At 66.6% G+C, this 12,044-nt stretch carries 10 protein-coding genes; 2 read left to right on the forward strand and 8 right to left on the reverse strand.

From position 1 onward, the window contains the following. Nucleotides 1–74 precede the first annotated feature (74 nt). From M4J40_RS05770 to M4J40_RS05800, 7 genes are all read right to left on the reverse strand, one after another. On the reverse strand, nucleotides 75–1,664 hold the full coding sequence (locus M4J40_RS05770; RefSeq protein ID WP_251752810.1) for a diguanylate cyclase domain-containing protein: 1,590 nt from the start codon (nucleotides 1,662–1,664) through the stop codon (nucleotides 75–77). Between the two features lie 216 nt (nucleotides 1,665–1,880). Next, on the reverse strand, nucleotides 1,881–2,807 hold the full coding sequence (locus M4J40_RS05775; RefSeq protein WP_251752811.1) for an FAD:protein FMN transferase: 927 nt from the start codon (nucleotides 2,805–2,807) through the stop codon (nucleotides 1,881–1,883). Then, nucleotides 2,788–4,962, reverse strand: a complete 2,175-nt coding sequence (locus tag M4J40_RS05780; protein ID WP_251752812.1) for a PepSY domain-containing protein — start codon at nucleotides 4,960–4,962, stop codon at nucleotides 2,788–2,790. The genes M4J40_RS05775 and M4J40_RS05780 overlap by 20 nt, the downstream gene beginning before the upstream one ends. A 16-nt stretch (nucleotides 4,963–4,978) precedes the next feature. After that, entirely contained in the window at nucleotides 4,979–5,443 is a 465-nt protein-coding gene (locus M4J40_RS05785) for a DUF2271 domain-containing protein (protein WP_251752813.1), read from the reverse strand. A gap of 198 nt (nucleotides 5,444–5,641) precedes the next feature. Beyond that, on the reverse strand, nucleotides 5,642–6,178 hold the full coding sequence (locus M4J40_RS05790) for an RNA 2'-phosphotransferase (RefSeq protein WP_251752814.1): 537 nt from the start codon (nucleotides 6,176–6,178) through the stop codon (nucleotides 5,642–5,644). 155 nt (nucleotides 6,179–6,333) lie between these two features. Next, the gene (locus tag M4J40_RS05795) at nucleotides 6,334–7,674 is read right to left on the reverse strand and encodes an ATP-binding protein (protein WP_251752815.1); all 1,341 of its coding nucleotides are present in this window, start codon (nucleotides 7,672–7,674) and stop codon (nucleotides 6,334–6,336) included. After that, nucleotides 7,674–8,345, reverse strand: a complete 672-nt coding sequence (locus M4J40_RS05800) for a response regulator transcription factor (RefSeq protein WP_251752816.1) — start codon at nucleotides 8,343–8,345, stop codon at nucleotides 7,674–7,676. The genes M4J40_RS05795 and M4J40_RS05800 overlap by 1 nt, the downstream gene beginning before the upstream one ends. A 233-nt stretch (nucleotides 8,346–8,578) precedes the next feature. Here M4J40_RS05800 and M4J40_RS05805 point away from each other — a divergent pair, with 233 nt between their 5' ends. Beyond that, nucleotides 8,579–8,869: a PepSY domain-containing protein gene (locus tag M4J40_RS05805; RefSeq protein WP_251752818.1), complete on the forward strand. Its 291-nt coding sequence runs from the start codon at nucleotides 8,579–8,581 to the stop codon at nucleotides 8,867–8,869. A gap of 55 nt (nucleotides 8,870–8,924) precedes the next feature. Here M4J40_RS05805 and M4J40_RS05810 read toward each other — a convergent pair whose 3' ends face one another. Then, the gene (locus tag M4J40_RS05810) at nucleotides 8,925–9,944 is read right to left on the reverse strand and encodes a GSU2403 family nucleotidyltransferase fold protein (RefSeq protein ID WP_251752819.1); all 1,020 of its coding nucleotides are present in this window, start codon (nucleotides 9,942–9,944) and stop codon (nucleotides 8,925–8,927) included. A 595-nt stretch (nucleotides 9,945–10,539) separates the two neighbouring features. Between M4J40_RS05810 and M4J40_RS05815 the strand changes: the two genes are divergently transcribed. Continuing rightward, the gene (locus M4J40_RS05815; protein WP_251752821.1) at nucleotides 10,540–11,991 is read left to right on the forward strand and encodes a sodium:proton antiporter; all 1,452 of its coding nucleotides are present in this window, start codon (nucleotides 10,540–10,542) and stop codon (nucleotides 11,989–11,991) included. Nucleotides 11,992–12,044 lie beyond the last annotated feature (53 nt).

Raw genomic sequence — 12,044 nt, forward strand, 5'->3', positions numbered from 1 at the left:
AGAGGGCACGGGCGGCGTGCGCCCGAGGATGCGCCGATCATTAGTCCAACCGGGGCCGAAGTTCAAAACCCGGCTCACGCCACTTCGGTCATGAAGCGGGAGAACAGCTCCCGATCCTGGCGCCCTTCGGGCAGGCCTTCGACCCGGTTGCGTCCCTTGTTCTTGGCCAGATACATGCAGCCGTCGGCGCGCGAGATCGCCGCGAGCGGGCTGTCGTCGGGCTCCGCGGCGGCATAGCCGATGCTGACGGTGCAGACGGCGTGCGGCGAATGGTAATGCGGAATGGCGACCGCCTCGACGGCCCTCCGCAGCGCCTCCAGGTGCTGCCTCAGTTTCTCCGGATCGGTTTCGGTCAGGATCAGGGTGAACTCCTCGCCGCCATAGCGCGCAGCGATTTCATCGGTCCGTCGGGCAAAGCGCTGGATGGTCGCCCCGACGACCTGCAACACGTCGTCACCCGTGCCGTGTCCATACTGATCGTTGAATGCCTTGAAGGCATCGATGTCGATCATGACGACGGTGAAGCCGATATTGTGGCGTTTCAGCCTGTTGAGGCTCGCCAGCAGAAACCGGTCGAGGGCCCGCCGGTTGGCAAGCCCCGTCAGCGCATCGGTGTTGACGGAGGCCTCCAGGCTGTCGAGCATCATGTTGACGGAGCGGCCCACCAGGGCGAGGTCGGGCAACAGCGGCGTCTGGGTGATGCGCGACGTCCAGTCGCCGGCCGCGACCCGCTCGGCCACATGCACCACCTGCCTGAGCCCACGCAGAACCAGCCACTCCAGGAGGCCGAGAACCACGGCCACCAGACCCAGCGCAACCAGGCCGACCAGGGCCAGCCGCTCGATCATCGCGTGGGTCGCGGCGGACCGCACCGCCTCGGTCGTCACGCCGTAGCCGATCAGGTTGGCCGAGCCCGGCAGCCTCGCCACGCCGAACACCTCGTCGCCGGCCCCATAAGTGCCCGGCAGGATCAGCCCTGTGCCGATCTCGGCCATCCGCTTTGTCGTCTCTTCCGACAGGCGGTCTTCCACACCCGGCATCGCACCGCCATCGAGCACGTTGCCGTCGATGTCGAGAAGCATGCCGTAGGTGAGCGGCAGCGTGAACTGCTCGATCGACAGCTGCCGCAGATAGGTCGAGTTGAGAGCGATCGTCAGCACGAAGTCGACCCGGTCGCCGCTGCGGATCGCCTTGGCCGATTGCAGGATTCTCTTGCCGGTGATCCGGCTCAGGATGAAATCGCTCCACACGACCTGCGTCGATGCGAGGGCGGCGGAGAAGTAGCCCCTGTCGCCGAAGTAGACGCCGATGGCCCTGGGGTCGGTCGAGCAGAAGGCCACACCATCCGGTCTCAACAGGGAGATGCGCTCGACCTTTTGCTGGATTGCAAGAAGGTGCGCCACGCTCTCGTTGCACTCCTCCGGCGAAATGCTTCGGAGATTCCTGGACAGGGCGATGGTCTCGGACAGCCTCTCGACCTCGAGCCGCACCTCGATGAATGCCTTCTGATTGCGCCTCAGCGAGGTCAAAATGCTCTGGTTGATCTCCCCGAGCTGCTGCGCCATGTCGGCGCGCGTCCGCACGATCTCGCTCGCCACGAAGGGAACGAGACCGACGAAAACCGCGGCCAGGATGACGATGCGGATCTTAAGCAGCCCGAACATGGGAGTCCGACCCAGTTTGTTACCGGGCCAACTTAGTTCGCAATGTATATATAAAGCTCTAAAACCTTGTGTAGGAAACGTGCCTCTAGACTATATTCATCTAGCTAGAAAGACGTATATTTGACGGTATTCAGAAGATAACTCCAGCACTCGGCAACTCGTCACTCCACTCGTCGGCGATGTTCACCGGCGTTGGCCACCTTGGTCCGCCCCCATTCACGCGGCAAGAGTCGAGATCACCCGGTCCTGACCGTCGACGAACAGCGCCGACATGCCCAACCGCCGGGCCAGCGCCACACCTTCGTCGAGACCGCGCACCAACAGCGCCGTCGCCCAGGCGTCGGCCGCCATGCAGCTTTCCGCCAGCACGGTGACGGCGGCAAGACCGTTGTCGAGCGGCGCGCCGGTGCGCGGGTCCATGGTGTGCGATACCAGGCGGCCGGCCACCTCGTGGCAGTGCCGGTAGCCGCCGGAGGTCGCCACCGCAACGTCTTCCAGTTCCAGGACGCCCATCAGGTCGCGCCGGCCGACGACGGGCCGCTCGTGACCGACGGCCCAGGCGGTTCCGTCCGGCTTGCGGCCGCGCGCGCGCATCTCGCCGTCGATGCCGACCAGCCAGGAGGCGATGCCGAACCGGTCCATGGTCTCGCCGAGGCGATCGACGCCGTAGCCCTTGGCGATGCCGGATAGGTCGAGCCGAAGCGGCGTCCGCTTGCGGGCGCGCCGACCGGCGACGTCGAGATCGAGGGTTTTGAGAGCGACGCTGTGCGCCGTCGCGCGGCCATCGGCGCCATCGCGCGCATCGGCGCCGAACCCCCAGGCGGCCACCAGTTCGCCGACGCCGACGTCGAAGGCGCCGTCCGACGCCTCGCCGATGGCCAGGGCCGCCTCGATCACCGCCACGGTCTCGGCCGGCAGGTCGACCCAGGTGTCGACAGGCGCCGCGTTGAGGCGGCTGAGGTCGGAGTCTCGCCGGTAGGTCGACATCTGCCGGTCGACCTCGTCGACCGCCGTTTGCAGGGCGAGCCTGAGATCATCGTGCCAGCCGAGCGGATCGCCGTGGAACACCGCCGACCAGCGCGCGCCCATGGTCGGGCCGCTGAGGGCGACTTTCACCGGAGCTTCAGTAGACATCTTCGACATAGCGTCCGTCCGACTTGAGAGTGGCGAGATCGAGCCCGAGCGGTCGCACGACGCCGCCGAGCGCCGAGGTGACGGCCTCGGCCATGTCGCGGCCGCCGCACACCAGCACCTGCGCGCCGTGGCGGATCAGCTCGCGCAGCTTGGGCGCGTCGGCGGCGAGGCGGTCCTGGATGTAGCCGCCGTCGGGACTGCGCGAGAAGGCCGTGGTCAGCGAGGTCAGGCGCTTTTCGGCCAGATGCTCGGCCAACTCGTGCTCGTAGAGGAAGTCCGACGACGGGCTGCGGCCGCCCCAGTAGAGATGCACCGGACGAAGCCCGTCGTTGGCGCGCACGAAGCCGGTCAGCGGCCCGATGCCGGCGCCCGCGCCGATCAGGATCAGCGGCGCCTTCCCTTCGACCGGACGGAAGCGCGGATTGGTGCGGACGAAGGCGGCGATGGTGTCGCCCGGCGTCAGCCCGTGCAGGTAGGACGAACAGACGCCGCCCTCCCTGAGCCGCACACAGATTTCCAGGAAGCCGTCACGCGCCGAGGAGGCCAGCGAATAAAAGCGCGGCATGGTCTCGCCCGGCGGCAGTACGCCGAGAATGTCACCGGCCTCGAACTCGGTCGGCTTCCCTTGCGGGGCAAAGCGCATGATCGCCACCGGCGCGCCGACCGCCTCGCCGTAGAGCTCGCTCGCGACCAGCGCCAGCGGCTCGGTCTTGGGCAGGCGGGCGCGGTGGGCGAGCGTCAGCTCGTGGCCCAGCACATCGCCGAGATCGCGGCCCCAGGCGGCGAACTCCTGCGCCGACTGGCGGTCGACGCGCTTGAGGCCCATCATGACGGGCCAGCCCTTGGCCTCGACCGCCTCCGACACATCCTGCGCGAAGCGGCAGAACTGCGGGAAGCTGCGGTCGCCGAAGCCGAGCACGGCCACCGGCATCGAGCCGTCGAGGGCGTCAAGCTTCGACAGGAAGGCGTTGGCCGAGGCCGGCGCTCCGCCGTCGCCGTAGGTCGCCGTCAGGATCAGCATCCGTTCGGTGGAAAGATGGGCGGCCGAGAGCGCGTTCATCGGCGCCGTGTGGACGCGATGGCCCGAGGCGGTCAGCGCCTCGTGCAGCGTGCCGGCAAAGCCCCAGGTGGTGTTGCCCTCGCTGCCGACCAGGATCACGGTGTCGGCCAGGCGAGCGGCGACGTTGGCGGCGATCGCCGGGCGGCTGGAGCGCCGACGCCACCACATCAGGACGCCCGTGACGCCGAGAAGCGGCACCGAACCGGACGCCGCGCCGAGCAGCAGGCCAAGCGCCCAGGCGCCGCGCCCGGTGTGCAGCATGATGACGGTTTCGCGCAGGCGGTCCCATGTGCTGGCTGGTGTGAAGGCCAGTTCGGCGCCCGACGACGCGTCGACGCTGGATTCGCCCTGCGTCGTGACCACCGTGTAGACGTCCGTCGGATCGTCCTTGGCCGGGAAGGTCAACTCGCGCAGATCGGCGACCGGGACCGACTGAAGTCCGAACAGGCTGCCGACCGGCGCAACCGGACCACCGCTGCCCGACACCATGGCCGGCATCGCATCGGCGGACGGATCGGGCAACAGGCCGAAGGTGTCGGCCGACATGTAAAGCCCGGTGAGCGACGACAGCATCAGGCCGACGACGGCGAAACGGCTGACCTCGCCATGCAGGCGTGTCAGCAGGTCGCCGCGCACCGGCGCGAAACAGCCGCGCCAGCCGCCCAGCGAGCGCATCAGCAGGACGATGCCGGACAGGCTGAGCGCCAGCATGGCCAAGGCGGCAACGCCCGTTCCGATCTTGCCGGCATCGCCCAGGAACAGCGAGCGGTGCAGTTCGGTCATCCAGCGCACCAGGGCCGACGGCCCTTGCTGCGTGCCAAGCGAAGCTCCGGTTGCCGGATCGACCTGCTCGGTGCCACTCGCGCCATTGTCCACGTAGGACACGGTCACCGCGCCGCTCGGCCGCACGGCGATCTTGTCGATCTCCTGATGGCGGGCGCCGACCGCCTCGGCCAGGGCGGCGACGCTGACGCCGGAGGTGACGGCCGGATTGGCCAGCCGATCGAGCGCCGGATTGACCGACAGGACGGCGCCGGTCACGGCGATCACCATCAGGAAAAGGGCAAGGACGACACCGGGCAGCGAGTGGAAGCGGCGCAACATGATGAAGGCCCCGATTTTAGTAGGAAACGGTGAGCGACTGGAGATAGCCGTTGCCGGGCGCCGGCTTGCCGACCGACCCGGCGGCCAGCGGAACGGCGCCATCGGCCACATAGTCGTTGCCGTCCTCGACGGCGGTGTCGACGCGCACCTGATAGCCGGCGTCGAGCATGGCGTCGGCGATATCGGCGGTCACCGTCAGCGTGCCGCCCGAACCGATGCTGGCGCCGGTCAGGCCGTCGACCGAGCCGCTGGCGCCGCGCGCCCAGCCCGAGAGGTGGCGGTAGTATTTCGCCTTCTTGCCCGCCACATGCAGCGTCTGCACCACCTTGCCCTGGGCATCGGTGACGTAGACCGCCGCATAGGCGCCGTAGCCGCCGTAGTCGGCGAACTGCGCCGTGACGGTGACGGGCTTGGCGATGGCCAGCGCCGGCAGCGCGACGGCGGCGGCGAGCCCGAGCGGCAGGGCGTAATAGGGTTTCATGGCGAGCTCCTGTACTGTTGCGACAGGAGATCAATGGCTGGGCCACCTGACAGCCACCTGACAACCATGCGGAAAGCTGTTCAGCTTGCCGTCAGCTTCGTTAAGTGGCCTTCGCCCCGGCAAGACCGGTGATGCGCTTTCTCGATCAGATTGCGGGCAAGCGCGGCGAAGGCGGTGGGATCGACCTTGGGACAGCGCCTACTCTATGAACGTCGGCGCGATTGTGTCGGCCAGCCATACCATGTCATTGCCGCGATAAAATACCACGCCGCCAGCATGAGCCTCGCCGGCTTTGATCCGCAAGATCACCGGCGCCCTGGTCTTCCGCCGGCCAACCTGATCCGCCATCCTCGTGTCGACCGACAGATGGACATACTGCCGACCCATGGGCATCAGGCCGTGCTCTCGAATGAGAGCGGCCGCCTCAGGCGAAGTGCCATGATAAAGCACGGCGGGTGGCGGCGCTGACTCCTTGAGAAGTCTGTGCGGAGTGGAATGGCCATACAGCGCCCGGATGCGATCACCGTCCAACTCGTGACGCTTCTTTTCCGACCGGTCGATCATCTCGGCGAGGTCGGCGCGCTCCACGGATGACCACGCGTCGGATTCTGTCCGTAAAGCGGCAATCAGCGCCTCGACGGGGACCCAGCCGGCCTCGTCCAGCTCCAGCTCGTATAGCCAGGGTTCATGGCGAAGCGCGTGCGAGACAACTCGGCTCAGGCTGGTCAGATCCAACACCCAGACTCCTCGATCACCATCCAGGAAGCGGCCATGATTTCGATGCCGCCAGTTCCGTCAAGACATATCAGAGAACGCTCAAACGCCCACGCCTCGCAGGCCCGGACGCCCCTCCGAAACACACGTTTTCATCTGCGTTGTTGCAATGGCTTTCAGTTGCTCCCCGCCAGCCCGGTGACGCGCGCCGACACCCCATCAGCCCAACCCGCCACCGGCGAGGCGATGCCGAACTCCAGCCCCGCGCCCCGGCAGACGGCGGCGACGATCGCCAAGCCGAGGCCGGATCCGTCCGACCGGCTGGCGCCGCGCTCGAAGGGCCGCATCAGCCGGTCCACCTCGCTCGCCGCAACCACCGGCCCGTGATTGCGGACGGTAAGGCTGTCGGCATCCAGAAGCACCTCCACCGCGTCGCTCGGCGCGCCATGCTTGAGGGCGTTCTCGATCAGGTTGCGGGCGAGCACGGCGAAAGCGTCGGGATCGACGTCGGACGACACGCCGTCGTCGGGAACCGTCAGGTCGATGCGGTCGTCCGCCTCGCTCGACCGGGCGATCTCGTCCACCACCAGCGCCAGCACGGCCGAGAGGTCGGACGGCCGCTCGGCCAGAAGGCCGCCGCCCTCCGCCTTGGCGAGTTGCAGCAGCTTTTCCGAAAGGCGCGTCAGCCGGCGCAGCGCGCTTTCGATGGAGCGGGCGCGCTCACGGTTCGCATCCGGCATCTCGGCGATAAGGCGTTGCGTCTGGGCCAGGGCGGCGGCGATCGGCGTCCGCAGCTCATGGGCACTGTTGGCGGTGAAGCTGCGCTCGGCTTCCAGCGCATTGCGCAGACGGGCGAGCAGCGCGTTGACCGAGGCAGCCACCGGCGACAGCTCGCTCGGCAGCCCGCCCCCGTCCACCGGCGTCAGATTGCCGCGCCCGCGCTGCTCGATGGCGTCGCGAAAGGCGATGACCGGCCGGAAGGACAGGAGAATGGCCAGCCACACCACCAGCGCGGTGAGCAGCGGCAGAGCGGCAATCGGCCAGATGAACGCCCACAGGGCGCCCCGGAACACGTGACGGCGGTGATCGAGATACTCGGCGGTAGTGACCACGATGGTGCCCTGCACCGCCGTCTCGGTGTAGGTGCGCAGCGTCTCCGTGGTGTGGAAGCCGGGCGCGAGTCCCGAGGGAATGTGCATGCCGTCGGCGGCACTCGAGCGCAGCAGCTCGCGGCCCTCGCCGTCGCGCACCACATAGGAGATGAACTCGTGCCCGCCGACCGGCGGCAGCCGCAGCCCGCCGTCGCCGCCATCCTCGTCGGCCAGCATCTGCTCGTAGGCGAGCGGAAGGACCCGTTCGGCCACCTCGCGCAAGGTGCTGTCGAACACCTCGTCGGTCTCGTGGCGGAACACGTGGCCGGCAAAGAAGGACGCGCCGATCCACAGAAGCGTCAGGCTGACGGACAGGACGATGGCAAGCCGCGCCCTTAGGCTCTTCGGCAGAATGCGCTTGCCCATCAGTTCGCCCCCGCCGGCACGCCCAGCCGATAGCCGAGGCCGCGCACCGTTTCGATGACGTCGGGCCCCAGCTTCTTGCGCAGCCGGCCGACATAGACCTCGATGGTGTTGCTCTCGATCTCGTCCGAGAAGGAGTAGAGATGCTCCTCGATCTGCGCCTTGGAGAGCAGCATGTTCGGCCGCTGCACGAAGGCCTCGAACAGCGCCCATTCGCGGGCGGTAAGCCGCACCGGCTTGCCGGCGCGACGCAGCGTGCGGGCGGCAAGGTCGACGTCGAGATCGCCGATCCGGACCAGCGGGTTGGGGTTGCCGCCGTAGCGCCGGCCGACGGCGCGAATGCGGGCGGACAGCTCGAACAGGTCGAACGGCTTGACGAGGTAATCGTCGGCGCCGGCGTTGAGCCCGGCAATGCGGTCGGAAATCTGGTCGCGCGCCGTCAGGATGATCACCGGCGTCACGTCGCCGGCCACCCGGCGCGCCTTCAGGAAATCGAGGCCGCGCCCATCCGGCAGCATCAGGTCGAGCAGGATCAGCTCGTAGGCGGCAGCCAGCACCGCGTCCCCCGCCTCGGCGATGCGCTGCGCCCAGTCGACCGAGTGTCCGTCGGCGATGATCTGGTCGCGCACCGCCATGCCAAGCACGGCGTCATCCTCAACGAGCAAAATCCGCATCGCCACCTTTCCTGTCGCACGGGCGCCAAACGAATGGGGCGCCGTCGCGCCGTTCAGGTTGCCGTCAGATGAACATGGGATAGTCTAGAGCAACTCCAGCAAAAGTGGGAACCGGTTTTGCGTCCGGAGTTGCGCAAGAATAAAGAGATAGAGCACGTTGGCGAACCAAAGTTCGCCAGACTCGCTCTAGGACGGAAAAAGTAAATCCTGCCATTGAACGAGGAAACTGGTCGATGCTCCACCGCCTTGGTCTCGCCGCGACACTTGCGGGCAGCCTGCTCATCGCCCTTGCCGGCGGCATAGCGCGGGCCGACGACGACCATCCCGCGCGCTGCGACGTGCCGCTCGGCGACTGGCAGCCGCGCGCCGCCGTCGAGGCCGCGCTTCAGGAGAGGGGCTGGACCGTCCTGTCGGTCCGCTCCGACGACGGCTGCTACAAGGTGAAGGTCCGGACCGAGACGGGCGAGAAGCGCCGCGTCAAGCTCGACCCAAAGACGCTCGAGCCAGTGGACGGGGAAGACTGAGCGGCAGCCCATCGCCACCCCCGAGGGATTTGCGGGACGTTTTCGACAGTCCGCGTCACCCCAGCGCGCGAAGGATCTCGGCCGCCCTCGGCATGCGAGCAAGGCTTGCCTCCAGCCGTTCCCGCCAACGGGCCCCACGCGAAAGCGCATCTTCATAGGCTTCGCGCAGGTCGTCGGGCCTGTCTTCAGCCAGCACGTCGATCAGGAACGCCGCCTGACCACGGTCCTTGCGGGACTTGGCTTGATCGGGGCTGCCCTGGCGTCGGTCGGCGACGATCAGTTTGTGGATCGCAAAGCGCTCGGGCCGCGGGATCTGCACCAGCACACCCGATCGATAGAGCGCGACCGCGGGGATGGGCTTGGCGATCAGAAAGTTCAGATAGTTGAGCGCCTGGGCGCTCACGCCCAGAGCCGGCAGCGGCTTGACCCTCTCGTCACCAAAGGCCGGCGTCAGAAACTCGACCATCGCCGCGCCGCGACTTTGTCGCCATTTCCACACCTGCCGATCCACCACCCCCGGCACCGGATCGAACTTCAACGCCTGCAAGATGTCGCCCGGGTTCTCTTCGACCTGATCGCCCAGCGCCACCGATAGCCGCTCGAAACTTGCAAAGTCGATATCGCCGGTCTGTGCCAGCTCTTCGGAATCGAAGCGAACCCCCAGGTCACCTTGCAGGAGGGCATAGGCGGCGGTGCCCACGAGCGTACCGCCCAGCCGGAAGACCCCGGCACGGGCAAAAGCCAGAAGCAGGGAACCGGTGTCACGGTCGGTGGCCATGAACCCTTCGGCGCGCAACACGCGGGCCAGCCGCGCCATTGTCTTGCGGCGCTCCTCACGCTCACTCTTCAGCTCGACGGCACGGCTCAGGCGCGCACGCAGCTCGGGCGTCCCCTCCCCGAGATAGCGGCTCTTGATCTCTGTGCCGATCCGGAACTTGTCGTAAAGATAGACCCGCCCGTTGCGCGATCGCTCTTCGATGCTACCGATCAACTCCGAAGCGAACTCGTCGAGATGAAGCCTGAGCAAGTCCTGGTAAGCGACTTGGGCGGTTCGGGAATGAGAGATGATGGCCATTGGCGCCCCTGTGTGCATCAATTATAATTTTGTTGCACACAAGCGCAAGTGTGCAACATTAAAAATTTTGATGCACACAAACCGGCCGTGCAGGAGAGATCACCGTAGCCCAGCCTAGATAGCCTCCCGATGCTTGGTTCATGCCCAGACGATTAGGCCTGTTCCCCAGTGGGATGGCTCCCTACATGCCATGAGAGATCATTCGGCATGGGTGTCCCATGAAAGTCCCTGACTTGCCTGAACTGTTTTGGAATCTGCCTGGCTATTTCATCGAGCCGTCGAACCTGCCGTTGAAAATACTGTTCTTCGTCTGGCGAACCATGGTTCTCCTATTCGGCGCTCTGATAACCGTGGCTTCGTTCTGGTATGAATGGACCCAAATGTGGGGAACTGGTTCCTAGAGGATCCAAATCCTTCGTCATGGCCATGCGCCTTTGGCGCCCTCTCCGCTTTCGTGTGATTGCCGATCAGCTCGGCGTTGCCTGTGACGCCGGGACGTGGTTTGTTCCACGCCGCATAAAACAGATGAAAATGTGTTGGCGACTCTCCGGCGGACTTCCGGATGTTTTTCGCTGCCGTGAGAAGTTGGATCGTGATGTTGCGTCGTTTTGGTAATGCCTTCCGCCCGGCTCTGGCGCCGATCTCCCTCGCCCTTGCCTCTCTCGCCCTCGCCTCCCCCGCTTTCGCCTCCACCGGCGGCCACGGCCTTGACGGCGCAGCGCTCGGCGTGATCTGGGCGGTGCCCTTCATCGGCATCCTGCTGTCGATCGCCCTGTTCCCGCTGCTCGCGCCGCATGTCTGGCACCACCATTTCGGCAAGATCGCCGCCGCCTGGGCGCTGGCCTTCATCGCCCCCTTCACGCTTCTCCACGGCGAAGCCGTCATCGAGCCGCTGGCCGAGACGGTGCTGCTCGACTATTTGCCCTTCGTCATCCTGCTCGGGGCGCTGTTCACCATCGCCGGCGGCATCTTGGTCACCGGCAACCTGCACGGCTCGCCGAAGACCAACCTGTCGCTGCTCGCCATCGGCACGCTGCTCGCCTCGGTGGTCGGCACCACCGGCGCTTCCATGGTGATGATCCGGCCGCTCTTGCGCGCCAACGACGGCCGCCGGCACAACGTCCACGTCGTCATCTTCTTCATTTTCCTGGTGTCCAACATCGGCGGCTCGCTCACCCCGCTGGGCGATCCGCCGCTGTTCCTCGGCTACCTCAGGGGCGTCGGCTTCTTCTGGACGACGCTGCACATGCTGAAGGAGACCATCTTCGCCGCCGTCATCCTGCTCGGGCTGTTCTTCGCCATCGACTACCGCCTCTACCACAACGACGACGACTTCCGCGGCAAGTTCGACCCGACGCCCGACACCGGCCGCGTCGGCGTCCAAGGCCGGCTCAACATCGCGCTTCTCGCGGTGGTGGTCGGGGCGGTGCTCCTGTCGGGCTCGTGGAAGCCGGGCGTCGGCTTCCACGTGTTCGGCGTCGAGGTCGAGCTGCAGAACCTCTCCCGCGACCTGATCCTGATCGCCGCCGCCGTCGCCTCGCTCTGGCTGACGCCGAAGGCGCTGCGCGTCCGCAACGGCTTCGAGTGGGGGCCGATCCTGGAGGTCGCCAAGCTGTTCGCCGGTATCTTCGTGACGATCATTCCGGTGCTGGCCATGCTGCGCGCCGCCCGCGACGGCGCCTTTGCGCCGCTGGTCAACCTCGTCACCGCCGCCGACGGCTCACCGGTCAACGCCATGTATTTCTGGGCGACGGGCCTGCTGTCGTCCTTCCTCGACAACGCGCCGACCTATCTCGTCTTCTTCAACCTGGCCGGCGGCGACCCGCAGCACCTGATGGGCGAGATGTCGACGACGCTGGTGGCGATCTCGGCCGGCGCCGTGTTCATGGGCGCCAACAGCTACATCGGCAACGCGCCCAACTTCATGGTCAAGTCGATCGCCGAGGGCGCGGGCGTCCGCATGCCCTCCTTCTTCGGCTATCTCGCCTGGTCCTTCGGCATCCTGGCGCCGCTGTTCCTGCTGATGACCTGGCTGTTCTTCGCCTGATCATACGCAAAGCCGGCTGGCGGTGACGCCAACCGGCTTGCGCGCTGCTAATT

Origin of the sequence: Pleomorphomonas sp. JP5 (assembly GCF_023721815.1) — a bacterium.
Classification (GTDB): Bacteria; Pseudomonadota; Alphaproteobacteria; order Rhizobiales; family Pleomorphomonadaceae; genus Pleomorphomonas.

Excerpts from the sequence above, each read along its gene's own strand:
- M4J40_RS05815 (WP_251752821.1), top strand. The coding sequence starts at position 10,540 with ATGTTGCGTCGTTTTGGTAATGCCTTCCGCCCGGCTCTGGCGCCGATC.
- M4J40_RS05810 (WP_251752819.1), bottom strand. The coding sequence starts at position 9,944 with ATGGCCATCATCTCTCATTCCCGAACCGCCCAAGTCGCTTACCAGGAC.
- M4J40_RS05795 (WP_251752815.1), bottom strand. The coding sequence starts at position 7,674 with ATGGGCAAGCGCATTCTGCCGAAGAGCCTAAGGGCGCGGCTTGCCATC.
- M4J40_RS05770 (WP_251752810.1), bottom strand. The coding sequence starts at position 1,664 with ATGTTCGGGCTGCTTAAGATCCGCATCGTCATCCTGGCCGCGGTTTTC.
- M4J40_RS05785 (WP_251752813.1), bottom strand. The coding sequence starts at position 5,443 with ATGAAACCCTATTACGCCCTGCCGCTCGGGCTCGCCGCCGCCGTCGCG.
- M4J40_RS05800 (WP_251752816.1), bottom strand. The coding sequence starts at position 8,345 with ATGCGGATTTTGCTCGTTGAGGATGACGCCGTGCTTGGCATGGCGGTG.
- M4J40_RS05775 (WP_251752811.1), bottom strand. The coding sequence starts at position 2,807 with ATGTCGAAGATGTCTACTGAAGCTCCGGTGAAAGTCGCCCTCAGCGGC.
- M4J40_RS05780 (WP_251752812.1), bottom strand. The coding sequence starts at position 4,962 with ATGTTGCGCCGCTTCCACTCGCTGCCCGGTGTCGTCCTTGCCCTTTTC.
- M4J40_RS05805 (WP_251752818.1), top strand. The coding sequence starts at position 8,579 with ATGCTCCACCGCCTTGGTCTCGCCGCGACACTTGCGGGCAGCCTGCTC.